The 24,691-nt window shown below is 59.2% G+C and carries 27 protein-coding genes; 17 read left to right on the top strand and 10 right to left on the bottom strand.

Going from position 1 to position 24,691, the window contains the following annotated elements; all coding sequences use genetic code 11:
• The first annotated feature begins 43 nt into the window (after positions 1-43).
• The 7 genes from AOA62_RS02530 (at position 44) to AOA62_RS02500 (ending at position 6,136) form a co-directional block, all read left to right on the top strand.
• The gene (locus AOA62_RS02530; protein WP_099547739.1) at positions 44-808 is read left to right on the top strand and encodes a hypothetical protein; all 765 of its coding nucleotides are present in this window, start codon (positions 44-46) and stop codon (positions 806-808) included.
• A gap of 23 nt (positions 809-831) precedes the next feature.
• The gene (locus AOA62_RS02525) at positions 832-1,254 is read left to right on the top strand and encodes a hypothetical protein (protein ID WP_017137707.1); all 423 of its coding nucleotides are present in this window, start codon (positions 832-834) and stop codon (positions 1,252-1,254) included.
• 82 nt (positions 1,255-1,336) lie between these two features.
• A complete protein-coding gene (locus AOA62_RS02520; RefSeq protein ID WP_017137706.1) occupies positions 1,337-2,002 on the top strand; it encodes a response regulator transcription factor in 666 nt (221 codons plus the stop codon).
• Entirely contained in the window at positions 1,978-3,324 is a 1,347-nt protein-coding gene (locus AOA62_RS02515; RefSeq protein ID WP_099547738.1) for an ATP-binding protein, read from the top strand. The genes AOA62_RS02520 and AOA62_RS02515 overlap by 25 nt, the downstream gene beginning before the upstream one ends.
• 83 nt (positions 3,325-3,407) lie before the next feature.
• Positions 3,408-4,355: an ornithine cyclodeaminase family protein gene (locus tag AOA62_RS02510; protein WP_099547737.1), complete on the top strand. Its 948-nt coding sequence runs from the start codon at positions 3,408-3,410 to the stop codon at positions 4,353-4,355.
• 21 nt (positions 4,356-4,376) lie between these two features.
• The gene (locus tag AOA62_RS02505) at positions 4,377-5,510 is read left to right on the top strand and encodes an FAD-binding oxidoreductase (protein ID WP_017137703.1); all 1,134 of its coding nucleotides are present in this window, start codon (positions 4,377-4,379) and stop codon (positions 5,508-5,510) included.
• Positions 5,510-6,136, top strand: coding sequence for a transcriptional regulator (locus AOA62_RS02500; protein WP_017137702.1), 627 nt, complete (start codon positions 5,510-5,512; stop codon positions 6,134-6,136). The genes AOA62_RS02505 and AOA62_RS02500 overlap by 1 nt, the downstream gene beginning before the upstream one ends.
• Positions 6,137-6,276: 140 nt before the next feature.
• Here AOA62_RS02500 and AOA62_RS02490 read toward each other — a convergent pair whose 3' ends face one another.
• Positions 6,277-7,053, bottom strand: coding sequence for an ABC transporter substrate-binding protein (locus AOA62_RS02490; RefSeq protein WP_099547736.1), 777 nt, complete (start codon positions 7,051-7,053; stop codon positions 6,277-6,279).
• 389 nt (positions 7,054-7,442) lie between these two features.
• On the opposite strand from AOA62_RS02490, the gene AOA62_RS02485 reads away from it, so the two are divergent.
• The 3 genes from AOA62_RS02485 to AOA62_RS02470 all read left to right on the top strand — a co-directional run bounded on the left by AOA62_RS02485 (position 7,443) and on the right by AOA62_RS02470 (position 9,776).
• Positions 7,443-8,192 (top strand): response regulator, encoded by a 750-nt coding sequence (locus AOA62_RS02485; RefSeq protein WP_026013754.1) that lies wholly within the window; start codon positions 7,443-7,445, stop codon positions 8,190-8,192.
• Positions 8,189-9,250 (top strand): ATP-binding protein, encoded by a 1,062-nt coding sequence (locus tag AOA62_RS02480; RefSeq protein WP_017137699.1) that lies wholly within the window; start codon positions 8,189-8,191, stop codon positions 9,248-9,250. Before AOA62_RS02485 ends, AOA62_RS02480 begins: the two co-directional genes overlap by 4 nt.
• A gap of 220 nt (positions 9,251-9,470) precedes the next feature.
• Positions 9,471-9,776, top strand: a complete 306-nt coding sequence (locus AOA62_RS02470; RefSeq protein WP_099547734.1) for a hypothetical protein — start codon at positions 9,471-9,473, stop codon at positions 9,774-9,776.
• Positions 9,777-9,971: 195 nt separating this feature from the next.
• Here AOA62_RS02470 and AOA62_RS02465 read toward each other — a convergent pair whose 3' ends face one another.
• On the bottom strand, positions 9,972-10,826 hold the full coding sequence (locus AOA62_RS02465) for a DNA/RNA non-specific endonuclease (RefSeq protein WP_099547733.1): 855 nt from the start codon (positions 10,824-10,826) through the stop codon (positions 9,972-9,974).
• 320 nt (positions 10,827-11,146) lie between these two features.
• Here AOA62_RS02465 and AOA62_RS02460 point away from each other — a divergent pair, with 320 nt between their 5' ends.
• The gene (locus AOA62_RS02460; protein WP_017137695.1) at positions 11,147-12,043 is read left to right on the top strand and encodes a LysR family transcriptional regulator; all 897 of its coding nucleotides are present in this window, start codon (positions 11,147-11,149) and stop codon (positions 12,041-12,043) included.
• A 105-nt stretch (positions 12,044-12,148) separates the two neighbouring features.
• On the opposite strand, the gene AOA62_RS02455 is transcribed toward AOA62_RS02460, so the two are convergent.
• The 3 genes from AOA62_RS02455 to AOA62_RS02445 form a co-directional block, all read right to left on the bottom strand.
• Positions 12,149-12,448 (bottom strand): putative quinol monooxygenase, encoded by a 300-nt coding sequence (locus AOA62_RS02455; protein ID WP_017137694.1) that lies wholly within the window; start codon positions 12,446-12,448, stop codon positions 12,149-12,151.
• Between the two features lie 239 nt (positions 12,449-12,687).
• On the bottom strand, positions 12,688-13,758 hold the full coding sequence (locus AOA62_RS02450; protein WP_099547731.1) for an FAD-binding oxidoreductase: 1,071 nt from the start codon (positions 13,756-13,758) through the stop codon (positions 12,688-12,690).
• 47 nt (positions 13,759-13,805) lie between these two features.
• On the bottom strand, positions 13,806-14,660 hold the full coding sequence (locus AOA62_RS02445; RefSeq protein WP_099547730.1) for an AraC family transcriptional regulator: 855 nt from the start codon (positions 14,658-14,660) through the stop codon (positions 13,806-13,808).
• Positions 14,661-14,817: 157 nt separating this feature from the next.
• Between AOA62_RS02445 and AOA62_RS02440 the strand changes: the two genes are divergently transcribed.
• Positions 14,818-15,369 (top strand): GNAT family N-acetyltransferase, encoded by a 552-nt coding sequence (locus AOA62_RS02440; protein ID WP_099547729.1) that lies wholly within the window; start codon positions 14,818-14,820, stop codon positions 15,367-15,369.
• On the opposite strand, the gene AOA62_RS02435 is transcribed toward AOA62_RS02440, so the two are convergent.
• Complete coding sequence (locus AOA62_RS02435; protein ID WP_026013751.1) at positions 15,333-15,824, bottom strand: DUF2938 domain-containing protein; 492 nt, start codon at positions 15,822-15,824, stop codon at positions 15,333-15,335. The genes AOA62_RS02440 and AOA62_RS02435 overlap by 37 nt on opposite strands.
• 81 nt (positions 15,825-15,905) lie before the next feature.
• On the opposite strand from AOA62_RS02435, the gene AOA62_RS02430 reads away from it, so the two are divergent.
• A complete protein-coding gene (locus AOA62_RS02430; protein ID WP_017137689.1) occupies positions 15,906-16,331 on the top strand; it encodes a helix-turn-helix domain-containing protein in 426 nt (141 codons plus the stop codon).
• Positions 16,332-16,553: 222 nt separating this feature from the next.
• Here the strand turns inward: AOA62_RS02430 and AOA62_RS02425 are convergent, their stop codons facing one another.
• Together AOA62_RS02425 and AOA62_RS02420 are read right to left on the bottom strand one after the other, a co-directional pair.
• Positions 16,554-17,918, bottom strand: coding sequence for a glycosyltransferase family 39 protein (locus AOA62_RS02425; RefSeq protein WP_099547727.1), 1,365 nt, complete (start codon positions 17,916-17,918; stop codon positions 16,554-16,556).
• A gap of 183 nt (positions 17,919-18,101) precedes the next feature.
• Positions 18,102-18,887 (bottom strand): helix-turn-helix transcriptional regulator, encoded by a 786-nt coding sequence (locus AOA62_RS02420; protein ID WP_017137684.1) that lies wholly within the window; start codon positions 18,885-18,887, stop codon positions 18,102-18,104.
• 96 nt (positions 18,888-18,983) lie between these two features.
• On the opposite strand from AOA62_RS02420, the gene AOA62_RS02415 reads away from it, so the two are divergent.
• From AOA62_RS02415 to AOA62_RS02405, 4 genes are all read left to right on the top strand, one after another.
• On the top strand, positions 18,984-19,235 hold the full coding sequence (locus AOA62_RS02415; protein ID WP_099547726.1) for a hypothetical protein: 252 nt from the start codon (positions 18,984-18,986) through the stop codon (positions 19,233-19,235).
• Between the two features lie 396 nt (positions 19,236-19,631).
• Positions 19,632-19,808 carry a hypothetical protein gene (locus tag AOA62_RS31695; RefSeq protein ID WP_017137682.1) on the top strand — a complete coding sequence of 59 codons (177 nt, stop codon included), beginning with the start codon at positions 19,632-19,634 and terminating at the stop codon, positions 19,806-19,808.
• A gap of 257 nt (positions 19,809-20,065) precedes the next feature.
• Positions 20,066-20,521 (top strand): GNAT family N-acetyltransferase, encoded by a 456-nt coding sequence (locus tag AOA62_RS02410; RefSeq protein WP_099547725.1) that lies wholly within the window; start codon positions 20,066-20,068, stop codon positions 20,519-20,521.
• A gap of 15 nt (positions 20,522-20,536) precedes the next feature.
• Entirely contained in the window at positions 20,537-21,556 is a 1,020-nt protein-coding gene (locus tag AOA62_RS02405; protein ID WP_099547724.1) for an alpha/beta hydrolase, read from the top strand.
• 100 nt (positions 21,557-21,656) lie between these two features.
• Here AOA62_RS02405 and gabP read toward each other — a convergent pair whose 3' ends face one another.
• On the bottom strand, positions 21,657-23,066 hold the full coding sequence (gabP, locus tag AOA62_RS02400) for a GABA permease (protein ID WP_026013749.1): 1,410 nt from the start codon (positions 23,064-23,066) through the stop codon (positions 21,657-21,659).
• Between the two features lie 251 nt (positions 23,067-23,317).
• Positions 23,318-24,685 (bottom strand): glutamine synthetase family protein, encoded by a 1,368-nt coding sequence (locus AOA62_RS02395; RefSeq protein ID WP_099547723.1) that lies wholly within the window; start codon positions 24,683-24,685, stop codon positions 23,318-23,320.
• Positions 24,686-24,691 lie beyond the last annotated feature (6 nt).

Here is a 24,691-nt window from a genome sequence, read left to right as displayed (position 1 = left end):
TCCCCTGCGCCAACCACTGCGCAGTCAAGGAGAGGTAACCCCGATGAATGCCACAGCAGCCCGTTGGCTGAACAAAGTACCCGAGGTGACGCTGTCATTCTGGATGATCAAGATACTGTCCACCACCGTGGGCGAAACCGGCGCGGATTACCTCGCCGTGGATGCAGGCTTCGGCGCCGGCTGGACCAGCTTCGGCATGGCCGCTTTGCTGGGGCTCGCGTTGTTCTGCCAACTGCGCACCAAGGCCTACACGCCCTGGATCTACTGGCTGACGGTGGTGCTGGTGAGCATTGTCGGCACACAGATCACCGATATCCTCACCGATAAGCTCGACGTCAGCCTGTACACCAGTACGGCGATTTTTTCGGTGCTGCTCGCGCTTAACTTCATCGTCTGGTATCGCACCGAGCGCAGCCTGTCGATCCGCGACATCGTGACCCCACGGCGCGAGTGGTTCTACTGGACCACCGTGCTGTGCACCTTCGCTTTAGGCACCGCCGCCGGTGACCTGGCCACCGAAGCCCTGGGCCTGGGCTTTACCCTCGGCGCGGTGATTTTTGCCGGTTTAATCGGCGTGACACTGCTGGCCTGGCGCCTGGGCGTCAACAGCGTGCTGACCTTCTGGATCGCCTACATCCTCACCCGCCCGTTCGGCGCCTCCCTCGGCGACCTGCTCACCCAAGCCAAGACGTACGGCGGCCTGGGCATGGGCGCCAGTTGGACCAGCGCGCTGTTCTTGTGCGTGATCGTGTTGCTGGTGGCCGTGGCGCAAATCAGCATCGGCAGCCGTAAAACCCTCATTCAATAAATTCTCACTCCAAGGAAACTGCCATGAGCAAAGTTCGCAATGTGATCCGCCACGCCGCAATTGTTTCAGCGATTTTCATGCTGGGCATCGCCACCGGTTGTTCCAAGCCGGCTGACAAACCTGCCAGCGCGGCCAACCCCACCAGCAGCCAGCGCCATATGTCGCAACTGGGTGATCTGTCGGCGTTTCGTAACATCGCGGTAGACGTTTCCGGTCTTGTTGCCAAGAACGACCTGGCAGGTGCCAAAGCCCGCATCAAAGACCTGGAAACCAGCTGGGACAGCGCTGAAGCCGGGATCAAGCCACGTGCCGCCAACGACTGGCACGTGCTCGACAAAGCCATCGACCGCGCCCTCTCGGCCCTGCGTGACGGCAACCCTAACCAGGCAGAGTGCAAAGCCTCGATGGACGACCTGCTCAAGACCTTCGACCTGATGAAAGGCTGATATCGGACAAATGCCTGCCCAGGTGCTTCAATACACACGCGGCGATCACCTCGCCGCGCGTGCTTTTTGTGCGGAGAGACTTATGCGAATACTGCTGGTCGAGGACGACCCGATGATTGGCGATGCGATCCAGCGTGCGCTCAGCGACGCGAGCTATGCCGCTGACTGGGTCAAGAATGGCCTCACCGCCCTCGCCGCCCTCGACACCCATCCCTATGACCTGGTGCTGCTCGACCTTGGCCTGCCTGGCAAGGATGGCCTCGACGTGCTGGACACGATTCGCGCACGCAACAACCCCGTGCCCTTGCTGATCATCACCGCCCGCGACAGCCTCGACGACCGCCTGCGGGGCCTTGACGGCGGCGCCGATGATTACTTGCTCAAGCCCTTCGATATCCCGGAACTGCTCGCACGCATGCGTGCGGTATTACGCCGCAAAGGCGGCAGCGCTCAATCGTTGCTGGGCAATGGCGTGGTGACGCTGAACCTGCTCACCAAGCAAGCCAGTACGCAAGAACAGCATGAGGTCGCCCTTTCCAGTCGCGAATTTGCGCTGCTGCAAGCGCTGTTGATTCGTCCCGGCGCCATCCTTTCGCGCAGCGAGTTGGAAGACCGCTTGTATGGCTGGGGCAATGAGGTGGAAAGCAACGCCATCGAATTCCTGATTCACGCCTTGCGGCGCAAATTGGGCACTCACGTGATCAAGAACGTCAGGGGCATGGGATGGATGGTTTCAAAAAACGTCTGAGCGAGTCAGTGCAACTGCGCCTGTCGGTGGCGTTATCCCTCGCTATTTTGCTGGTGGCCTTGGTGGCCAGCGTGTTCGCCTTTGTCTCGGCGTTTGAAGAAACCCACGAACAGCAGGACGCCACCTTGCGCCAGGTGGCGATGCTGTATGACCGCCAGCACATGACCCTGCAATACCCACAAGGCCCGGCGCTTAAAGGCGATGACGAAGAAACCCGGGTGATCATCCAGCACCTGAGTGACAGCCCAAGGGCCACGGGCACCACGGATGAAGCCTTGCCTTTGCCGTTTCCGGCCAGCCTCGCCGATGGCCTGTCCACCGTCGCCGTGGTCGGCGAAAATTTTCGCGTGCTGGTGCACACCACCGCCCGTGGTGAACGCATCGCCGTGGCCCAGGAATCCGATGCCCGCGACAAGGACGCCCGCGAAAGCGCCTGGCGCAGTTTGTTGCCGTTCCTGATTCTGTTTCCGGTGTTGTTACTGGTGGTCGGCGACTTGGTGCGCAAGTTGTTTCGCCCCATTGGCGTGCTTGCCGCAGAGATCGACCAACGGGCCGAGCAGGAACTGCACCCGATTGAAGAGCAGCACCTGCCCAGCGAAGTACGCCCGTTTGTGGTCGCGATCAATCGCCTGCTGGCACGCGTCGGGCAGTCCATGGACAGCCAACGGCGCTTTGTCGCCGATGCCGCCCATGAACTGCGTTCACCGATGACCGCCCTGGCGCTGCAAGCCGACCGGCTGGCCGCCACCGAGCTGTCGCCCGTCAGCCGCGAGCGGTTTGAGCCGCTGTCACGCGGCATTCAACGCGGGCGCAAACTGATTGATCAATTGCTGAGCCTGGCGGCGGCGCAGTCGGCGTCTGAGCGGGCGCAAACCACACTGTCGGTGCATACCGTGTACCGCCAGATACTGGAAGATTTGCTGCCATTGGCCGAGAGTAAACAGATCGATATAGGCGTTGAAAGCACCCAGGATGTGCAGGTGACGTTCAACGAATTGGACCTGTTTACGCTGGTGAAAAACCTGGTGGATAACGCCATTCGCTACACCCCGCCGGGTGGGCGTATCGACCTGTCGGTTGCGCTGACTGCCGACGGCGCTCAACTGCAAATCAAAGATTCCGGCCCCGGCATTACGCTAGAGGAACAGGCGCGCGTGTTCGATCCGTTCTATCGCAGCCTGGGCACCGACGAGGCCGGCTCCGGGCTTGGACTCTCGATCGTCAAGGTGATTGCCGATCGCACAGGCGCACGGGTGCAACTCGCGTTTACTGACGCCATTGCGCAACGGGGCTTGTGTGTCACGGTGTGGCTGGCGAAGTAACGTGCAGTTTTTTCTGACGTGGATATTGCCCAACAGAACTAAAAGTCCATAATGGACAAATTAGTTTATCTGCGGAGATTGCCATGTCCAGCACGCCCCTTGTCATGAATCAGGCCCAGGCCCGTGAATTGCTCGCCCAGGTCGATGTGCCCCACATTCTGCACAAGCTGTTCCGCGACCTGGCGGCCGGGCTGGCGGTGCAGCCGGCGCAGCAGTTAGTGGAGTTCCCGCATGGGGCCGGCGACTTTATCAACTACCTGGGCGTGCTGGCCGATGAGGGCGTTTATGGCGTCAAGACGTCGCCCTACATCGTGCGCGAGCAAGGCCCACTGGTGACGGCCTGGACGTTGTTGATGTCGATGCACAGCGGCCAGCCGCTGATGCTGTGTGATGCGGCCGAGCTGACCACCGCGCGCACCGCTGCCACCACTGCATTGGCGGTGGACGTGCTGGCACCTGCTGCCGCGCGGCGCCTGGCGATTATCGGCAGTGGCAAGGTGGCGCAAGCGCACCTGCACTACGTGCGCAACCTGCGCGACTGGCAGCAGATTCGCCTGTATTCACCGAGCCTGGGCCACGCCAGCGTCGACACCCTCGCCCACCTCAAAGGCCTGGACCCGCGCCTGACCCTGGCCGACAGCTGTGACAGCGCCGTGGAAGACGCCGATGTGATCCTGCTGTGTACCTCATCGGCCGGCCCGGTGCTCAACCCGGCGCGTTTGCGTAAGCCAGCGCTGATCACCTCCATCAGCACCAATGCGCCACGCGCCCATGAAGTGCCACCCGCCAGCCTGCACGCCATGCATGTGTTCTGCGACTATCGCCAGACCACGCCGGGCGCGGCCGGTGAGATGCTGATCGCCGCCGAGCAACACGCTTGGGACAAGCGCGCCGTGATCGGCGACCTGCCGGAGTTGCTCAGTGATATGGCGCAGCGCCCGGACTATGACCGCCACGTGTTTTTCCGCTCGATCGGCCTGGGCCTGGAAGACGTCGCACTGGCCAATGCCCTGTACCAAACCCAGCGCTAACCATTGTTTAAGGAGATGTTTATGAGCCATGCAGACTTCATCATCATCGGCGGCGGCATTGCCGGTGCATCCACCGGGTTCTGGTTGTCGCAGCATGGCAAAGTATTGGTGCTGGAGCGCGAAAGCCACCCGGCCTATCACTCCACCGGGCGCTCGGCGGCGCTCTACACCGCGGCTTATGGCACACCGCAAGTGCGCGCGTTGACCCTGGCCAGCCGTGCATTTTTTGATAACCCGCCGGCAGGCTTCTGTGAGCACCCGTTGCTGACGCCACGCGGGGAGATCACCGTGGATTTCAGCGGCGACCCGGCGGAACTGGAGCGTCAATACCAGAGCGCCAAGGCCACGGTGGCGCAGGTGGAACGGCTGAGTGTCGATGAGGCGTGCGCACGCTTGCCGATTTTGCGTCGTGAAAAAGTCCACGGCGCCATCTTCGACCCGACCGCCAGTGACATCGACACCGATGCCCTGCACCAGGGTTATTTGCGCGGTATCCGTCGCCATCACGGCGAAGTGCGTACCGACAGCCCGGTACTGGGCCTGAGCCGTGACGCCGACGGCCTGTGGCAGGTGCGTACCCAGGACGCGACCTACACCGCGCCGATCATCATCAACGCTGCCGGTGCCTGGGCCGATCAGATCGGCGGCCTCGCTGGCGCGGCGTCCATCGGACTGCAGCCCAAACGGCGCTCGGCGTTTATCTTCGCCGGGCCAGAGGGTGTCGACACGCATGGGTGGCCGATGCTGGTGGCCCTCGACGAAGCCTTTTACATGAAGCCTGACGCGGGCATGTTCCTCGGCTCACCGGCCAACGCCGACCCGGTCGAACCCCAGGATGTGCAGCCCGAAGAACTGGACATTGCCATGGGCATTTACCAGATCGAAGAAGCCACCACCTTGACCATCCGCCGTCCTACCCGCACTTGGGCCGGGCTGCGCAGTTTTGTGCCTGATGGTGATTTGCTCGCGGGCTTCGACCCGCAGGTGCCGGGGCTGTTCTGGGTCGCGGCGCAGGGCGGTTATGGCATCCAGACCTCACCGGCCATGGGCCAGGCCAGCGCGGCGCTGGTACGCGGCGCACCGTTGCCGGAGCCGCTGACGCGGTTTGGCCTGGACGCTGGTATGCTCTCGCCCGTCCGCCTGGAGCCGCATTGATGAGCATTGCTGAACAAGAAAACGTTGTGCAGAACTTTCGGGCGATCGCCGATGCGATCGCCACGCTGTTCTTTCCCCACGCCGAAGTGGTGCTGCATGACTTGCGCACGCAAAAGGTCGATTACATCGCCAACAACTTGTCGAAACGCGCCATCGGTGACGACTCGTCGCTGGAGGACATGCTCAGCGATGACATCCGCGAAGTTAATATCGGCCCGTACGAAAAGCTCAACTGGGACGGTCAGAAAATCCGCAGCCTGAGCACGGTGCTGCATGACCACAAAGGTCGTCGGCTGGCGGTGCTGTGCATCAACCTGAATATCTCGTTGTTCGAAAACGCCAAGGCGGCGCTGGACCTGTTCCTGTCACCGAGCAAGCTGATCCCACAGCCGGATTCACTGTTTCGTGATGACTGGCAGGAGCGCATCAACACCTTCTTGCATGCCTGGATGCGTGAACGTCAGTTGAGCCTGAACCTGCTGACCCGCGACCATAAGCGTGAGCTGGTGCTGGCATTGCATGCCGAGGGCGCGTTCAAGGGCAAGAGCGCATCGAACTACGTGGCGAATGTGCTGGGGATGGGGCGGGCGACGGTGTACAAGCACCTTAAGGAATTGAAGGGCTGAACGATCATTCATCAACTGTGGGAGCTGGCTTGCCTGCGATGGCATCAACTCGGTATACCTGATGTACCGAGGTGTCTGCATCGCAGGCAAGCCAGCTCCCACATGTGACCGAGTATGGCTCTACTGTTGCTGTTTCACGCTCAGTCGCCGTAGATATCGGACTTGAAATACTGCTGTGAAATCTTCTGATACTCGCCATTCGCGCGGATGCCGTCGATGGCCGCATTCAACTCACTGACCAACTCGGTATTGCCCTTGCGCACTGCGATCCCGGCGCCCTCGCCCACGTATTTGGGGTCCTTGAGTTCCGGCCCGACGAAGGCGTAGCCCTTGCCGCGTGGCATCGACAAAAAGTCACTCAACGGGATGGTGTCGGCAAAAATCGCATCCAGGCGCCCCGCCGCCAAATCCATGTAGATCTCTTCGTTATTGCTGTAGCGCTTGACGTTGATGCCCTTGGGCTCGAACACCTCGGTGGCATAGCGGTCGGTGGTGGTGGCGCGCTGCACGCCAATGGTCTTGCCCTTGAGGCTGGCGTACTGGTCATCCACCACCGCGCCGTCCTTCATCACCAGGCGCGAGGAAGTGAAGTAATACTTGTGGGTGAAATCCACCGATTTCTTGCGGTCTTCGTTGATGGTCATGGATGACAGGGCCATGTCGATTTTCTTCACTTTAAGCGAAGGGATCAGGCCGTCGAATTCACCTTCCACCCACACGCACTTGACCTTCATCTGCGCGCACAAGGCATTACCGATGTCGTAGTCGAACCCGACGATCTTGCCATCCTGGGTCTTGGAAGCGAACGGTGGGTAGGCCGCCTCAATGCCGATACGCAAGGTTTTCTCAGCGGCCAGCACATGGCTTGAAGCAAACAGGCCCAGGGCAAGTATTGCGATCAGCGCGGGTTTCTTCATGGTCGTTATCTCGCAAGTTGTTGTTGGTTTGGCAAGCGTGAAGAAAGAGAGGTATAGGCTTTTTTGTACTTATAATTCCATATTGGACTTTTAGGTATTGAACGTCAATCCATGCCACCTTCCTAAGCGCTCGGGCACAAATTATTGCCCGCCTCCATCGTTTCTCCACAAAACCTCCCATGAATGCGCACGTTGGTTGCGCACACTTGCGTTCACCGTTGCGTAGATTTACCAGGAGAACACGATGATTCCTGCTCTGGAGGTCAGCACCCTCACCCAGAAGCTATGATCACTACTGGCAAACGTGGCCATGGACCGGCAGCCACGATAAGGCAGATAAGCACGAGCGCAGGGATGCACAGGCTCGCCGCGTATTCACCGAGCAGACCATGACTGATTTCCCCGTTGCATCGATGCCCCGCCCGGACTGCGTCAGAGAACCCCAGGCTCTCGTGCTGATTGCCGAAGATGAGCCGCAAATCGCCGACATTCTGGAGGCTTACCTCAAACGCAGCGGCTTTCGCACCGCCCACGCGCGTGACGGCCAACAGGCGCTGGACATGCACCTGGCGCTCAAGCCGGAGCTGATGTTGCTGGACGTGCTGATGCCCCACGTGGACGGCTGGCAAGTGCTCGCGCAAGTGCGCCAGCGCGGCCATACGCCGGTGATCATGCTGACCGCGCAAGACCAGGACATGGACAAGCTCATGGGCCTGCGCATCGGCGCCGACGACTATATCGTCAAGCCGTTCAACCCCGCCGAAGTGGTGGCGCGCACCCAGGCGGTACTGCGCCGCTCCATCGCTTATCGCGACCGCGCCTGCCCCACGGTGCTGCGGGTGGACGCGTTTGAAATTGACCTGGAAAGCTATGAAGCCACGGTGACGTTGGCCGGCCGCCGAGTGCCGCTGGCCTTGACCGTCACCGAATTCAGGCTGCTGGCGCAACTGGCCAAGGCACCGAAACGGGTGTTCACCCGCGCCGAGCTGTTGGCCCAGTGCTCACCGGAAAGCGACAGCCTGGAGCGCACGGTCGACAGCCATATCAGCAAACTGCGGCGCAAGCTCGAAGACCTCGGCGTGCAGGGTGTGCCCACCAGTATCCGTGGCGTCGGCTACCGGTTCGGGAGCATGGTGTGAAAGGGCTCAATGGCCTGAGCCGCCAGATCATCCTGTCCATGTGCGCCGTGGTGCTGTGCGTGATCGCCCTGGCGGTGATCGGCTCATATATTTTTTATGCATTGCTGTGGACCTACTGGCCGCTCACCGACGCCGAAGTGGATGCCTGGCTGCCGGCCAAGGCTGAATGGGTGTGGATGGGCCTGACCACGTGTGTGAGCCTGGCGGTGGGCTCGATTGTGGCGCTGAAACTGTCGCGGCGAATCCTGATGCCGCTCAACTCCGTGGCCGAGAACCTGCGCAAACTGGCCGACGGCGACCTGGACGTACAGGCCGTTGCCGGTGACCAGTCGATCGGCGAAGCGGCGATCCTGGTCAATGACTTCAACAGCATGGCCAAACGCTTGCAGCGCATGGCGCAGGAGCAAGCGTTCTGGAATGCCGCCATTGCGCATGAACTGCGCACACCCCTGACTATTCTGCGCGGGCGCCTGCAAGGGTTGGCCGAGGGTGTATTCGAACCCGACACCGCACAGTTCTACAGCCTGCTGGGCCAGGTCGAAGGCTTGACGCGCTTGATCGAGGATTTGCGCGTGGTGGGCCTGGCCGACAGTGGCTACCTGGAACTCAACCTGCAAGAAGCCGACCTGGCGACAGGCATCGAAGACGATGTACGGTTGTTCGAACCGAGCCTGGTGGCCGCAGGTTTTGTGCTGCAACTGGACCTGCAACGCCGCACGATGCGCTGCGACCCGGCGCGCATTCGCCAGGCCTTGCTGGCCCTGCTGGATAACATTCGGCGGCACGCGACACCGGGCAATGTCATCGTCCACCTGAGCACCCGCGACGGCTTCAACTACCTGCGCGTGCGCGACGACGGCCCCGGCATCGACGAAGGTTTTGCCGCGCGCCTGTTTGACGCCTTCCAACGCGGTGAAAACTCCCGCTCACGCGCCCAGGGCGGCAGTGGCCTGGGCCTGGCCGTGGTGCGCGCCATCGCCCTCGCCCATGGCGGCGCCGTGACCTGCCGGCGTATGGAAAACGGCGGCACGCTGTTTGAACTCAGTTGGCACGTTTGATTGGGCGAGGCACGGTGATGCGTATGTTTTTTTCGGTGTTTAAGCGCCCGCCCCGTTATCGGCACTTTGCTTTATTGGACGCAAAGCAGGTGTGTATTGCGTTTAAAAGCTGCCGCACAAAACCTGTCGGCGAGCATTGGATAGAAGTCGAACGGGTCAACCTGTCTTGGCTGGGAACCACGCTCCCAGGCTGCGCCCGTACCGTTGAGCGAGTGTATAAATGAGCAATGACGTGTCCCGACTCGAAGCCTCGTTAAGGCTGCACACGGCCCGTTTGAAAAGGTTGCAGCGTTTCTGGGTGCCGCTGCAACGGCGTGCCCCGAAGTGGGTGCTGGCGTTGTGGATTGCAGGCATCTTCATATCGCTGGCCACCCAGTGTTACGAGCACTGGCTGGTGACCGCACCGATGATCTGCGCATTGATCGTGGCGGAGATTATCGTCGATGAGCGGCAAATGACGCTGTTATTGCGCGTCGACCAGATGCGTGACCTGCTCAGAGAAGCACGCAACCGCTATCTGTGTTGATAAGCGCAGGTTGCTGGCGAGCCTTTGCGCAATCATCGTAGTCAATTTTGATCAGCAGATTCTTCAGGTCCGTGAACTACGCCTGGACTATGTGAAGGCCGAGCGAAGCTGACAGTAAAGGCCAGTATCTGCACCGGTAACCTGTGGCGAGGGAGCTTGCTCCCTCGCCACAGAAGTGATACGGATCCTTAACTATTACAACGCTTGCTTGCACCCAATGCGCCCCGGCAACTGCCCTTGCCTGGCCTTCAACGCGGCCTGCACCGCCTGCGGCAGATCACTCCAGAACGTCAGCCCGGAGCGCTCTTCGATTTGACTCACGGGCACCTGGTAATCGCAGAAGTTCGCGCCTTTGGGCGTTTCCTGGTTCATGACGAACGAGGCGTACATTCCGCCTTCAGGCGAGCTGCCGACAAAGATGATTTTCCAGTAGCCACTGGGAATGGTGTGCACCTTGTTCGTACCCGGCAGCGTGCCGACAAAATGCTCATACAGCGGCCCGGTGGCGACATACACCGCGTCGATCCCCGCCTGCTTGCTCAGGTTGCGCTCCTGGTCTTCCAGGTGCGCCCACGGCCCCTGGTTGAGGTCGGACTTCTGCGGGGTGATGTTCGACAGGTAATTGAGGCTTTGCCAATCGGCTACCCCCGCCATCGAGGCGAGGTTGGCCTGATGGCCACGGTCGACTTTGAGCGCGACATTGGCGCCGTTGTAATCCACCGGGTCGAGGGTTTCGCCGGCCGGAATGTCCGGGTCGGTCTGCCAGTCGCGCGAGCGGCCGCTGGCGGGGGTGGTCTTGGTGATTTTGTATGACACCCAGTTGGCAAACTTGGTCGAGCCATTATTGTTCAGGGTGTACGCCTGGCGGTTCAGCGTCAGTGGGCTGCCACCGCTGGGGCAGCCGACCGAGCAGTTGTCGAACTGCCAGGCCTGTTGGGGCTGGGCTTGCGGTGTGACGGCCGACTCACGGGTTCTGTCCGGTGTGGTACAAGCGGCAACCAGCGGGATCAACAGAAACGCGAGGTGTTTGGACTTCATACTTCCATGCATGGTGTAGCTCCTTGGGATGATTCAATGACAGAAGGTCTGTCGGCGGCTGCGATCCATCGCAAGCCGACATAAACATTAAACCACTTAAACGTTTCAAATTGCGTACAGGTTTCAGTGGGCGCTAAAAAAACCGATCACGCCGCGCGAGCCCACATTCAGATCGCGTTACATCAGGTGGCTGCTCTGCTTTTTATCCGTTGGTGAGGATCACTTCAATGCAGGTGATTGGACACGCAGGCCTTACAATGAGAGGGTCTGCTGCGGGTGCAGGCACGGGCACTTATCCTGACCGCTCACTTATTCCCAGGCTGGGGCTTTAAATGGACATCAAGCAACTCAAATTCCTGATCGCGCTGGAGCAGACCCGGCACTTCGGCCAGGCGGCTGCGCGCTGCCATATCACCCAGCCGACCCTGTCGATGCGCCTGCGCAATCTGGAGGATGAGCTGGGCCTGGAGTTGGTCACCCGTGGCCAGCGCTTCGAAGGCTTCACCCAGGCCGGCGAACGCGTGTTGGCCTGGGCCAGAACCCTGCTCGCCGCCCATGACGGTTTGTTTGCCGAAGCGGCGGCGTGTCGCGGGCAGTTAGTGGGTAGCCTGCGCCTGGGGCTGGTACCGCTCAGCGGGTTCAACTCGATCAGCTACATCCAAGGTCTGTCCCAGACGTTTCCAGAGCTCAAATTCAGCCTGTCGTCCATGAGTTCGGACAAGATCATCGAAGCCCTGGGCACCAATCAACTGGATTTGGGCGTGTGCTACCTGGACCACGTAAACCCCAATTACCTGGAGGTTTTTGAACTGGGCGAAACCCGCGTCGGCCTGCTGTACGACACGCGCCACTTCCAGTTCGAAGGCACCGAAATGAGTTGGGAAGATGCCGCGCAGTTGCCCCTGGGGATGATCAGCAACGGCATGCATTATCGAAAATCCATTGACCTGAGTTTCCGCAGCCGTGGCCTCGACCCGCAGCCCATTCTCGAAAGCGACTCGACCTATCAGTTGTTCCAGGCGATCCACGAAGGTTTTTGCTGCGCGATCATGCCGCTGGACAGTGGCATGGAAAACCCGATCGAGAACCTCGCCTTTATCAACTTGCCGGACGCCAGCGTGCTCGCGCCACTGGGGTTGGTGATGCGCAAGACCGAACCGCGCTCGGCCATCGCCGAGAAGTGTTTTGCACACGCCAAACAGATGTTTGCCGGCAACGGCACGCACTGATCTGCAGCGCGAAAGGACGAACACTCTGACTGTGGCAAGCCTGCTTGCCACAGGTCCAGCGTCGCACCACCGTTATGTCGATAACGGTGCAAGATGACGAATGGCTCAGTTCGACACTTGCTCAAGGAAAATCAGCTGCAGCGGCTCGCTAAGCAAGTCGTCGGCCGTGGCTGCAAATTGCTTGAAGTACGGCGTGGCAAAATGCGCATCGAGGGCCGCCTGGTCCTTGAACGACTCACGCATGTAGAAGGTGCCGGGGGCGTCGCGCAGCTCAAACAGCACATAGTCGAGGTTACCGGGCTCGGTGCGCGTTGGCGCAACCAGGGCCAGCAGGCCGTGTTTGAGTGCCTGCTGTTTGCCAGGTTTGGCTTTGAGTACGGCGATGGAAACCAAGGGTTTTGACACAGGGGTCGCTCCGTCAGGGGAATGGCTCGCACAACCTGCAATCAACAGCGCAAGCAGCGTCACACCCGTAGAAGTGATGAGGTTTTTAAATACCATGTTGATATACGCCGCAGGTGGTTAAGGAGAAACCCAGCGTAATGAAACCCCGGCTGCGTTAGCCATCCGCTCGGGGCGCATAGACTTTCAATGGAATGTTGAAAGTGATTGAAACGGCAGCTGACGATACAAGGTTCTGACGCTCACACCCGAAAACGCATCGGCCGAAAGTTGCCCAGCAATGGCGACGCGACACCGGTGATCAGCTCTTCGCTCAAGAGCCGCGCCAAGGTGGGCGCCAGGGTCAAGCCTGGATGGGCGCTCAAGATATAAAGCCCGCCGTCGTCGCCCGCTGGCCCCACAATAGGCAGGTGGTCGTCAGACAGCGGTCGCCACCCCACCGCTACGGACTTCAGCGCGATGGATTGTGCACCGTTCAACTGCCCACGAATGGCCTCAAGGGCTCTGAGCCCAATGGCAGCGGGGCCATTTTCGGGCGTATCGTCGATGTAGTCTTCAGCCGCAATCAGCGTACAGGTGTCGCCTTGACGAGCCTCCATATCGGCGTTCGAAACAATGCCATTGAGCAGCGCCTGCGCCACTTCAAACTTCAACAGAATCGCCGGAGACGGTCGAATGGGCAGATGCAGGCTTTGGCCAACTAAAAGATCAAGCACTCCCAAGCCCGCAGCCAGTACCGTTTTTTTGCCATACCAATTGCCTGCCTGCGTACTGACGCCCACAACCTGGCCATTTTCAACGAGCAACTGGCTGACTGCACAATCGCAGACTACCCGTGCGCCAAAGCCTTCAGCGGCCAGAACCAGGCACTCAATGGCTTCGACCGGCGAGATGATCCCTGCCGCCTGCGTATAACGGGCGTGAAGAGGCGGGTGAGCAAGATTGGGCTCAATTACTCGGATTTCAGCCTGCGAAACCGTACGCGGTTGAAGGGAAGAAAGGTTCAGGCCCGCTGCTGATGCTTGGGGATTTTCCGGGCAGACGCCATAGGTCAATTCTGCACACCAACGCAACGGGAACGATGGCAACGCAGCCTGAAGGTGGTGGTAATCATCCATCACGTTTTGCGCCAGATGCTGCACGGGTTCAATCAACGCACTGGCATTGATCCACCCAAAGGCATGGCCGCTGGCACCGCTGGCAGGCCGGGCTTTTTCAATAAGCATCACGCGCTGCCCGGCCTTGGCGCTGTAATAGGCCAAAGCCGCACCATGAATGCCGGCCCCCACAATAATCAGATCGTATTGGTTCATTAAAACAACTCCCTTGCCTGGTACTTGCTTCTTCCCTGGGCCGCAGATCAACCCTGCCCGCTTGCCGCATGCTGATGCCTGCGATAGCCGGAAAGTGAAACCCCGGTTTGACGCTTGAAATAGCGGCACAAGTAGGAAGCATCGGCAAAGTTGAGAGCGTCCGCCACACGACCAATCGCCAGGTTACTGTAAGAAAGAAGCGCCTTGATCTCCAGGGTGACCTGCCGATCGATCAAGCCCTTGGGGCTGTCATTGAAAAACGCCTTGGTCAGCTGCGACAGGTAGAACGGCGTGATACTCAACGCATCGGCGTAGAACTTCACTTCTCGATGACGGGTGCAATGCTTGCCAATCAGCTCCCAGAACCGCCAACTGAGCATTTCCTTGCGGCTGAACGCCCGACCGCCCGCTGGTTGGGCCGGAAGTTGTTCGGCGATCTTCAGGAAAAACGTCTGCAGCTGGTTGCGCAGCATGATGTGCCGGTAAGTGGGACAGTTGCCCGCGATGTCGCGCATCTGTGCGACCCAGCCCTCTATCAGCGGCCTGTGGCACGGGGCAAGCACGCAATGGGGATGGTCATGCAAAAACACAAACAAGGGGTTTGGCAGTGGGTAGGCCACCTCCGCTGCAAAGCGTTTGGGTATCAGGCAAAAAAACACGTTGAACTGGCGTGAGTGGCGCTTGAACAAGGCAATCGTGTCCTCAGCCAGAACCAGCACATCACCGCGCCTTACCGCATGCTCTTTGAAATTCAGAGTAAGGCGCGCACTGCCCGACAGGCATACCAGCAAGGTCAGGTACGCATGACCGAAAGCGAGCGGCAGCCCCAGCCCTTCGGCCAAGGTGGTCTCGCCCATCAGTAGCGGGTCATCGGGGGAAGAAAGTTTCGGAATGTGATGCATTAAGCCTCAGCGCTGCAACCTGCAAGAGCGTAAATCCTATCATCAGCGGACAGAGGAGTTTCGATAAGTACCGAAATCGCCAAGGTACTGGCGTGTACCGATCAGGCGCCTGTCACTAGGCTGTGCCAAACGAACCCATCGCTGACGGACATAGGCCATGCCACTGAACACACAACGACTCTTGCTGCGCCCCTGGCAAGACACAGACGCCGCCGACCTTTACGAATATGCCAAGGATACCCGCGTCGGCCCCATCGCTGGGTGGCCGCCGCACACCAGTGTGCAGAAAAGTGCCGAGATCATCCGCACCGTCTTCAATCACCCAGAAGTCTACGCCGTCGAACTCAAAGAGAACCACCGCACGGTGGGCTGCGTGGGCATCCTGATCGGCAGCCACAGCAACTTTGAGATCAGCGAGCGTGAAGGTGAAATCGCCTACTGGATCGGCGTGCCGTACTGGCGCAAAGGCCTGATCCCCGAAGCCGTGCGCGAAGTGATGCGACACGCCTTTGAAACCTTGCACCTTGAAGCGCTCTGGTGTGGTTACTTTGCCGATAACACCCAGTCCTGTAGCGTTCAATCGAAGTGTGGCTTTCGCGTTCATCACACCGAGGAAAACCGTTACAACGCCTTCTTCGACGATTATCGGACCGAGCACATCAGCCGTATCACTTACCAGCAGTGGCTGGAACATACTCCAGCCAGATAAAGCCCCACGCCGAACACCGCATGACTGATCAGACTGCGCAGGCAGTTCTTGCCCGGCGTGGGTGTCCTGGAGGAGGCAAACCCCGCGCCCATGGCAGGTTGTATGACACACAGCGGGACAGCCACGGTGGCGATACCCAGCACCAATGCCGGCATGAATGTGGGCGCCTGCAACCAGTCGACTCCTTCTATCCCCACCAGCAGCAGCGCAAACACAATCCCGGTGACGTAGTGCGCGATCCAGCCCAGGGCGACCTCGCCCTGCACGGGCGCCGCTTGGGCAATGCTGCGATGGGTAAACTGCCCTTGGCACGCATGCCCGACCCAGCGCCCCACGAAGGCGAAATTCAGCGTGGGCACCTTCAGTGCCTTCATCAACAGCATCCACATATCCATCACGACCGTAGCCCCGGCCCCCAATAAAATTACCTGTGCAGCCACGTGCAGCGATGCCATATCGACCTCTGATTCATGGACCCATTTAACCTGCGCAGGCATCATAGAAGTTGAAGTCAACTTCAAGTCAAGGGTCTGGTAATGGATATCACTGAGGTGGTCAAACGCACGGGCGTGCCGGCTCACACCTTGCGTTTTTATGCGAAGAAAGGGCTCATCACCTCCATCAGCCCGCCCGGCGCTCGCCGTCAGTTTGGCGCGGCGGTGATTGAGCAGTTGGCGGTGATCGCCCTCGGCCAGGCGGGCGGCCTGTCGCTGGACGAGATACAGGCCATGCTGTCCCCCAATGGCCAGGCCACGGTGGACAGAACGCTGCTGCTGGCCAAGGCCGATGAACTCGACGCGACGGTCAAACAACTGCAAGCCATGAGCCGCGGCTTGCGCCACGCTGCGGCCTGCCCTGCTCCCGACCACGCGCAATGCCCGAACTTTCGGCGGTTACTCGACATTGCCGCCGCGGGGGCGTTCAAGCGTGCCAGGCACGCGGGCGCGAGCCTGACACGTTAGTGTTCAGTTGACCCGTTGCAGGCAGCCGATCAAGGTCTCGATAAAGCCATGGAGCGCAGTAGGCAGCCTGCAATTTTCCAGTCACGGGGTTGGGTATGATGATCGCCTTGCTATTCGGCTACTTCCTGAACACCCGCCTGAACGACCACCCGATGCTCGACTGAGGTTGGCGCGTGACGTTTTTTTGTTTGGCTTGATTCCGGGTCTGGCTGCGAACATACCCTACCAAAACCAATAAGGCAGAAACTTGGGTGTCGGCTCATCGGCCAATTCCAGGTGGTAAGTAATCGAATTAAAGAAGAACATATCCAGGACCAGGAAGGCGGCAGCACCAAAACACAACAGTACGAACTCCCGGTGTGGATGTGCATGAAACCGCGACGTCACCCAAGAGCGAATGGCAATAAGGCTGATCAACCCGGCACACGCGCCAAGATAGTTAGGCCGCAGCGGCGTCGCTGCATACAGGCCATAGATAAAGGCAAGTAACAACATGCCCAGGCCGACCATAGGTAAGTTGAGGCAGAACTTCAGCAACTTGTCGCGGGTACTTGCAAAGCGCTGACTGCGATCCACGAAGATATACGCGGCCAATAATGAAATCGCCGGCGTAATCGAAAGAATGTAACGCGCTTTCTTGGAACTTGGAATCGTGAACAGTACGATCACTACCAATAACCAACCGGTCAGGTACAGCAGCATCTGAGTGGCCGGCGCCGGCGAGCGATCCAAGAAGTGTTTGCCCTTCTTGATGATCACGTTTAATGCGATAAAGGCTGTGACGCCATAGGTGAGCAAGCCTGCAGAGAAGTAGAAGTAATAACGCGGGGCGTGATCAGCGCCAAAGCGCCCCAAGCCTTGCATAACCAGCACCTCTTGCACAAAAGCCTGCCCACCTTGCAGGTAGGCCGCGCCGCTCAGCACTGTGATACCTGCGGCCAGCACCAGGCCTGCGAGCAAGCAGAACACCACCAGCAGGCGCCATTGTCGACTTAACAGATAATAGGAGGCGACCACGCCCGCCGGGCCGATCAGGCCAATAGGGCCACGAAAGGCAAAGCCCAGCGCCAGGCCCAGGAGTACCGGCAGCACATGAAAACGGTGCGGGTGCAGTTGGCCCGCATAAGCCAGGTAAAAACACATCACGGTAAACAGCGCCGGGTAGATGTCCAGCGCCAAGGAATTCACGCCGTCCAGAAATGACCAGGTAAACAGCGCAAAGACCACCGCATAGGCGCCCCATTTTTTTTCGTGCAGGGCACCCAACTTGTAAATAAACACCAGCATCAAGGCAGCCGCCACGCAAAAAGGCAGCCCCATCGACAGTATGGATACACGCCCAAACGGCAAGGAAACCAGGTACACAAGCAGTGTATTGAGCACCGTGTAATCGGGGTATGGCTGCAGGTCATCAGCAATGGGAAACAGTGTCACGCCATGGGCGAGCATATACTCGGCAAAGTCGACAAAGCGTGTGGTGTAGTTGAGCACGGCCGGTTTGTATTGCAGCACAGCCAATACAATAAACGCCACTATAAATATTGATGAACAGGGCTTGTTTACAGCCAGTTCCTTTAGCCTTTTCATGCGCGCCTGCTGCCTGTCGAAAACGCGCAGGCTAGCATGTTGTTTTTTCGCTCATCCAGACTGCAAAGGTAAAGAGTTGTAAAGGTTATACGCCCTGTTTATTCAGTTTAATTCGACCTGAACAACAGCTGAATAACCATCATTAAAAGTGCAAACCACTAACTTCAGGTATTGATTTTTTACTCATAAACTCTCATGCGTTGTGAAGTAACGCCCAGGCGTCACCCCAAACGTGCGGCGAAACAGCGCGATAAAAGCACTGACGTTGTCATAGCCCAACTCCAGCGCCACACGCGTGACCGGCACACCCGCCGCCAGCCTCTCCAGCGCGCGCAACAAACGCACGCGCTGGCGCCACGCGGTGAAACTGAACCCAGTTTCCAGCGCAAAGCGACGCGTCAGTGTGCGCGGGGCGATGCCCGCCCATGTCGCCCATTCCTGCAGGTGGCGCTCGTCATCCGGGCAATCGGACAGCGCCTCGGCGATCTTGCGCAGGCGCGCATCCTGAGGCATCGGCAAGCCCAGGGTCACACGCGGCAAGGTTCGAATCTCATCCACAATCACCCCGGCCAAGCGTTGCTGCGCAGCATCCAGTTCAGGGCTCTGCCAGGCGGCAGCGCGCATCACCGCCTCGCGCAAAAGGCCGGAGGTGGCCAGGATGCAAGGCGTATCCGGCAGCTCGACACAGCCCTGCGGCGACACGTAGACACTCCACCCCGCGAAGGGACCATGGGAGCGCGCGCCATGGGCGACATTCGGCGGGATCCACACCGCATGGGTCGCCGGCACCACCCACTGGCTGACGCCGGCGTCCACCGATAACAAGCCCTGGCGTGTGCCCAGCAACTGCCCACGCGCATGGCAATGGCGTTCGGTGATACGCGGTTCAGCGCCCACTCGGACCACGGCGACAACCAGCGGGTCATCGACAGCCGTTAATACCGAAGTGGGAATCAGCGGAGCGGACATAAGTGGCCTTAGCGGACTATTGATTGTCTTCAATAGCGTACCTAGGCCACATTGGTGCGTCTATAGTCGCAGCCTCAACTCCCAGGAATACACCGCATGCGCGCCGAAGAACTGTTGCCCGATGACCAGAACCAGACTGAACGCCACGGCGTTGTGATCCGCAAAGGCAGCGTCGGAGCCTTTCTGGTGAATGCCCAGGCCTGGTGTGATCCAAATATCGATGCACAACAGCGAACCGTCGCCGAGCAGGACCTGCTGGCGTTGCTCCCGGCGTTACGTGCCCTTGGGCTGTTCGAGGTGTTCAGGATTCGAGACCCGCAGTTGCAGCGCCTGGTGGATCAGTATTGAGCGCACGACTGGCGGACGGGTTGCTACCAGGATGCGGCCGATCTGCTGGCGCAATACGCACGTGCGGATGGCGGCGCGCAGCTGAGTTAAAACAACCCAGCCTACGTAATGCCAGCCAGTTAAGCGTTCGAGCTGACAATCACTGACCCGTGGCGAGGGCGATTGGCCCCGCTGGAGTGCGTAGCAGTCCCATTTTTGGGGCCGCTTCGCGCCCCAGCGGGAGCAAGCTCCCTCGCCACAGTTGCGAGGCGACAAAACTCAGACCACTGTTTATCCACACAGCATAAAAAATGAAGCACGCTTGCGCTGTAGAAAAATAGCGCTATGACGGCAGTCATACGCTTCGGGCCATGTCGACCCGCATTCAAGCACGCACTTTACTTAAGGATGAGTATCATGAACGACGACTTGCAGCAGTCAGGCGCTACCACTACCACCCAGGCCACCGTCTCGCAGGAGCAGATCAAAGCCGCAAGAGTCCTGGATTTCACCTGGACACCTGACGCCAACACGACCAGCACCATCGTCTCGACAGATTACATCGACTACCAGGTTGATACCTCCACACGTTAGCAACCCAGGGGTGCGAACAAATACGCTCAATCCACTCGATGAGCTGCAAGCCAGTACCTTCCAGGACGGCCCGGTCTTCCTGGCATTGCGCGTCAGGCCTGGTGCTTGACACGCTGACAGCAAAGCGCTGGCCAAGGAGGCGCTCAAGGCCAGCGCTGGCTGTATGCTGCTGATGCACTTGCCCGCTGTTCTTTTTTTGAACACTGCAAACGCCTTCAACACTAATACATTACCCATTCGCCCCAACGGTGATTCCAATGGCCCAAGACCGACACTCGCCGGCCCATGAAAACCGGCTAATCCGCCAGGCCACGCCTGATGATGTGCGCGCCCTGGTGGAGTTGGACGCCTACGCCACAGCCCACGCTCATCGACGCGTGTTTATCCATGACGCGGTAATTAGCCAGCGATGCCTGGTCGTCGTCATTGCCGGTGAATGCACGGGCTACCTGGTGTTGACTGATGAGTTTTTCAGCTACGACTTTGTTGCGCTGGTGGTTGTGTCGCCGATACATCAACGCCAGGGTCTGGCGCTGCAATTATTGGCGGGCGCAGAAGCGTTGTGCAAAACGCCCAAGTTGTTTGCGTCAACCAACGCCTCCAACCTGGCGTCCCAGGCCATGCTCGCCAAGGCCGGGTTTATACCGAGCGGGCGAATCGAGAACCTTGATGAGCATGACCCTGAGCTTGTCTATGTAAAGTTCGTGCGCTAATCAGGAGGATTTCCTTTGACCACTTCCACGCTGACTTCGCGTTTTTACAGCACGCCCCGCCATACCACGCACTATCTGGAGTCGGGCCCGGCCGATGGGCCGTTGATGATCTTCCTGCACGGCTGGCCAGAACTAAGCCTGATCTGGCGCGCGCAGATCGAGGCGTTCGCTGCCCAAGGTTGGCACTGCGTTGCACCCGACATGCGCGGCTATGGGGGCTCCTCTGCGCCCTCCGACATCAACGCCTACACCCTTGCACACATCGTGGCTGACATGGCAGAGCTGCATGACCATCTCGGTGGCGCACCCGCCATCTGGGTGGGCCATGATTGGGGCAGCGTGGTGGCAGGTGAACTGGCCGCCCATCAACCGCAGCGCAGCCGTGGCGTGGTGCTGGTGTCGGTGCCGTACTTCCCGAGCACCAATGCACTGCCCACGCTCGTCCCGCTGGTGGACCGAACGCTCTATCCGGCGGACCAGTACCCTGATGGTCAATGGGATTACTACCGCTACTACAACACGCACTTTGCGTCTGCTGTCGCTGATCTTGATGCGGATAAAGCCGCATCGCTGGCGTCGATTTATCGGCGAGGCGACCCGGCCAATATCTCCAAGGTGACGTCAAATGCCGAAGTGACCCGCAAAGGTGGACGGTTTGGCGAGGCGCATCGGGCGCCACCTACCCAACCAGACCTGGCGCTATGGCCGCAGGCGGACTTCGCTGCACTGGTACGCAGTTTCGAAGCCCATGGTTTCCGCGCACCCTGCGCGTGGTATCTGAACGACGATGCCAATATCGACTATGCGCACCGAGCGCCCGATGGCGGCCGCCTGTCATTACCCGTGTTGTTTGTGAATGGCGATTACGACCCGATGAATACCATCAAGGGCAATCGGTTGGGCGACCCCATGCGCGCGGCTTGCGCAGACCTCAGTGTAACCAGCTTGCCCGGTGGGCATTGGTTGCCGGTGGAGTGCAAGACGGAACTGGTTGAGGCTATAAGCACTTGGCTGCTGGGTAGAAAACTCGGGTGACGGTCGAGACAAAAAAACACCGAAGTGTCTATTACGTAAATCGCAGGCAAAAAAACCACTCACCCATGGATAAGCCAATAACAGTGCGCCGGCCGTGCTTTCATGGGCGCGAGACGGCGGGAATCGGTTTTTGTACAGAGTGGGGCTCCCGCGCGGTGATGACGCCGATCAGTGAAATCAGCAAGGCCAGGCCGATCGTCGAAGACACCTCGAAGCGATGCTCGGGCGTTAAAAGCATCACCGCCAATGCACAGCAGATAAATACAATTACCGCCCAGGTGAGCCAGGGAAACAGCCACATTTTGAACGTCAGCAGAATATTGCGCTGTTGCAATACCTTGCGCATGCGCAATTGTGAAACGGCGATCACCAGGTACACCAGCAAGGCGATGGCGCCCGAACTGGCCAGCAAAAACTGGAACAGCCCAGCCGGCATGAAGTAACTGAGCAAGGTCACGCCAGCGCCCAGGATGGTGCTGGCGATCACCGCAGCCCTGGGCACACTCTGTGCCGAGGTCTTTTTCATCAAGGCTGGCGCGTCCCCACGCTTGCCCAGTGAATACAGCATGCGCGAAGCAATGTAGATGGAGGAGTTCATGCAACTGGCCACCGCAATCAACACGACGACATCCACCAGCAGCTTGGCATGGGGAATGTTCATCAACTCCAGTGCACGCTGATAAGAGCCGACCGACGCCAGCAACGGGTCATTCCAGGGCACCACGGAAATAACCACGAAGATCGATAACACGTAAAACACGCCGATGCGCCACATCACCGAACGTGTCGCTCGGGCGATATTCTGCGCCGGGTTGCTGGACTCCGCAGCCGCAATAGTGACGGCTTCAGTGCCGATAAAACTGAACATGATGGTAATGAATGCGCCGACGACGGCCGACAAACCATTAGGCGCAAAGCCTCCATGCTCATCCATCAGTCGGCTCAAACCGCTGGCCTCCCGTTCGGGAATCCAGCCCATCAACACCGCGCCCCCCAGGCCGATAAAACCTATGATCGCCACCACCTTGGCCATCGCGAACCAGAACTCGAATTCGCCGTACTTGGACACACTGAACAAGTTGGTAACCACCAACAAAAAGATCGACAACAAGGCAAACAGCCAAGCGTCGATCTGCGGGAACCACTGGTTGAGAATATGCCCGGCGGCCAATGCTTCGATGGGAATCACAAGCACCCAGAACCACCAGTAAAGCCAGCCGATGGTGAACCCGGCCCAGCGGCCGATGGCTTGATCGGCATAGGTTGAGAAGGAGCCTGTGTCGGGGTTGGCGACCGCCATCTCTCCCAACATTCGCATTACCAGCACCACCAGCAGGCCGGAAAACAGGTAGGCCAGCATCACCGCCGGGCCCGCCGCCGCAATGGCATGCCCAGACCCGACAAACAACCCCGCGCCGATAATCCCTGCAATGGAGAGCATGGTGACGTGACGCGGCTTGAAACCCTGCGCCAGCTGGCCGCTTGCATCCTTCGAACTTGGGCTGTTGATCATTTTTATTGTTCTCTGTGATCGGCTTTAAGACGTTCTGACTATAGGGTCAGGCGATCATCATTCTCCAATGACGAGTCACAATACGCGGCCTTCCAACCGCAAAAATAGCCTCATAACGGCACACTAGTGCCTGATATCGACATGCAGTGCGCTTCATAAGGCACAACACGTGTCACATTGAGTTGATCCAGCACCTCAGCAGGCGTGAGCGGATCACGCCGTGCAATCCCAAACTGACGGGCCAGCATTTATGCGTGAGTGAGGTACCAGCGCCAGTCCTGTTCTCCGACTTCAGCATTGAATTCACGGAACTCGCGCCACTTGATCGCCAGGAACACCTTCAGGAACTCAGCGCCCAGCGCCTCACGTGCCCAGGTTGAACGTTGCAGTGCCTGCAAGGCTGTCAGCCAGTCGGTGGGTAGAAAATCGGTCGCCTGTTCATAGCCATTCCCCACAATCGCCGCGCCGGGATCGCTTTCATGCGTGATGCCGTAGTGAATGCCCGCCAGTAACGCGGCAGCGGCGAGATAGGGGTTGGCATCAGCACCGCAAATGCGGTGTTCGATATGCCGACTGATTGCAGGGCCGCCGGGCACGCGGAACGAAACGGTACGGTTGTTGACGCCCCAACTTTTAGCCAGCGGCGCGTAACTACCGGCCTGGAAGCGTCGATATGAATTGGCGTGGGGGCAAAATATCGCCAGAGCGTCAAACAAGGTCTCCATCATCCCGCCGATGGAGTGCCGCAACAATGGCGTGCCCTGTGGGTCTTCGCTCGCATACAGGTTATTGCCGTGCTCGTCGGCAAGGCTGACGTGCAGGTGCATACCGCTGCCGGCCTGATCGCTGAATGGCTTGGCCATGAAGCACGCTTGCAGCCCATGTTTGTTGGCCACACCCTTGACCAGGCGTTTGTAACGTACGCCTTCATCAATGGCCTGGAGTGCGTCGAACCGATGCTCCAGCGTCAACTCGACCTGGCCTGGCGCGTACTCGGATATCGCCGTACGTACCGGCAAGCCCTGCAGCGCGCACGCCGCGTAGAGGTCATCCAGAAACGGTTGCAGCTGCTCCAGCTCGTAAACGCCATAAACCTGTGGTGCAACAGGGCGTACGCCATTGGCCTGCAACGCCGGCTGCGGCCGACCGTTGACGTCGCGTTGTCGGTCCAGCAGGTAAAACTCCAACTCAACCGCCATGACCGGATGCAATCCATCGGCTTTCAGCCGCTCGAGGGTGTTCACCAGTACGTGACGCGGGTCCGCCGGTGCGGCGGGAATACCTTGGGTCGGGTGCATGCTCACCTGCACTTGACCGGTGGGGTTGGTGCGCCAGGGTTGTAAGGTCAGGCTTCCCGCCAAGGGGTATGTCCAACAATCGGCGTCAGCAACCTCCCAGACCAAGCCTGTGTCTTCTACGTCTTCACCCTGCACGGTCAAGGCGAGAATGGAACTGGGCAATGGCCGACCATTTTCGTAGATCGCCAGCAGTTCGTCGCGATGCAACAGTTTGCCCCGTGGAACGCCATTCGCGTCGATAAGGAACAACTCGATGCTCAGCACTTCAGGGTGGGCGGCCAGATAATCCAAGGCCTCTTTTTTATCCGCAAATTGCATGTCAAA

This window comes from Pseudomonas sp. 2995-3 (assembly GCF_002742565.1).
Lineage (GTDB): Bacteria > Pseudomonadota > Gammaproteobacteria > Pseudomonadales > Pseudomonadaceae > Aquipseudomonas > Aquipseudomonas edaphica.
Note: the sequence above shows the minus strand (reverse complement) of the source record. Positions and strands in the feature narration are given on the sequence as shown.

What these genes read in the sequence shown, in the direction of transcription:
- AOA62_RS31695 (WP_017137682.1), top strand. Translation starts at nt 19,632, where the DNA reads ATGAACGACGACTTGCAGCAGTCAGGCGCTACCACTACCACCCAGGCC.
- AOA62_RS02395 (WP_099547723.1), bottom strand. Translation starts at nt 24,685, where the DNA reads ATGCAATTTGCGGATAAAAAAGAGGCCTTGGATTATCTGGCCGCCCAC.
- AOA62_RS02525 (WP_017137707.1), top strand. Translation starts at nt 832, where the DNA reads ATGAGCAAAGTTCGCAATGTGATCCGCCACGCCGCAATTGTTTCAGCG.
- AOA62_RS02490 (WP_099547736.1), bottom strand. Translation starts at nt 7,053, where the DNA reads ATGAAGAAACCCGCGCTGATCGCAATACTTGCCCTGGGCCTGTTTGCT.
- AOA62_RS02485 (WP_026013754.1), top strand. Translation starts at nt 7,443, where the DNA reads ATGACTGATTTCCCCGTTGCATCGATGCCCCGCCCGGACTGCGTCAGA.
- AOA62_RS02520 (WP_017137706.1), top strand. Translation starts at nt 1,337, where the DNA reads ATGCGAATACTGCTGGTCGAGGACGACCCGATGATTGGCGATGCGATC.
- AOA62_RS02515 (WP_099547738.1), top strand. Translation starts at nt 1,978, where the DNA reads ATGGATGGTTTCAAAAAACGTCTGAGCGAGTCAGTGCAACTGCGCCTG.
- AOA62_RS02420 (WP_017137684.1), bottom strand. Translation starts at nt 18,887, where the DNA reads ATGTCCGCTCCGCTGATTCCCACTTCGGTATTAACGGCTGTCGATGAC.
- AOA62_RS02415 (WP_099547726.1), top strand. Translation starts at nt 18,984, where the DNA reads ATGCGCGCCGAAGAACTGTTGCCCGATGACCAGAACCAGACTGAACGC.
- AOA62_RS02435 (WP_026013751.1), bottom strand. Translation starts at nt 15,824, where the DNA reads ATGGCATCGCTGCACGTGGCTGCACAGGTAATTTTATTGGGGGCCGGG.
- AOA62_RS02440 (WP_099547729.1), top strand. Translation starts at nt 14,818, where the DNA reads ATGCCACTGAACACACAACGACTCTTGCTGCGCCCCTGGCAAGACACA.
- AOA62_RS02510 (WP_099547737.1), top strand. Translation starts at nt 3,408, where the DNA reads ATGTCCAGCACGCCCCTTGTCATGAATCAGGCCCAGGCCCGTGAATTG.
- AOA62_RS02460 (WP_017137695.1), top strand. Translation starts at nt 11,147, where the DNA reads ATGGACATCAAGCAACTCAAATTCCTGATCGCGCTGGAGCAGACCCGG.
- AOA62_RS02425 (WP_099547727.1), bottom strand. Translation starts at nt 17,918, where the DNA reads ATGAAAAGGCTAAAGGAACTGGCTGTAAACAAGCCCTGTTCATCAATA.
- AOA62_RS02445 (WP_099547730.1), bottom strand. Translation starts at nt 14,660, where the DNA reads ATGCATCACATTCCGAAACTTTCTTCCCCCGATGACCCGCTACTGATG.
- AOA62_RS02470 (WP_099547734.1), top strand. Translation starts at nt 9,471, where the DNA reads ATGAGCAATGACGTGTCCCGACTCGAAGCCTCGTTAAGGCTGCACACG.
- AOA62_RS02500 (WP_017137702.1), top strand. Translation starts at nt 5,510, where the DNA reads ATGAGCATTGCTGAACAAGAAAACGTTGTGCAGAACTTTCGGGCGATC.
- AOA62_RS02465 (WP_099547733.1), bottom strand. Translation starts at nt 10,826, where the DNA reads ATGCATGGAAGTATGAAGTCCAAACACCTCGCGTTTCTGTTGATCCCG.
- AOA62_RS02410 (WP_099547725.1), top strand. Translation starts at nt 20,066, where the DNA reads ATGGCCCAAGACCGACACTCGCCGGCCCATGAAAACCGGCTAATCCGC.
- AOA62_RS02505 (WP_017137703.1), top strand. Translation starts at nt 4,377, where the DNA reads ATGAGCCATGCAGACTTCATCATCATCGGCGGCGGCATTGCCGGTGCA.
- AOA62_RS02430 (WP_017137689.1), top strand. Translation starts at nt 15,906, where the DNA reads ATGGATATCACTGAGGTGGTCAAACGCACGGGCGTGCCGGCTCACACC.
- AOA62_RS02450 (WP_099547731.1), bottom strand. Translation starts at nt 13,758, where the DNA reads ATGAACCAATACGATCTGATTATTGTGGGGGCCGGCATTCATGGTGCG.
- AOA62_RS02530 (WP_099547739.1), top strand. Translation starts at nt 44, where the DNA reads ATGAATGCCACAGCAGCCCGTTGGCTGAACAAAGTACCCGAGGTGACG.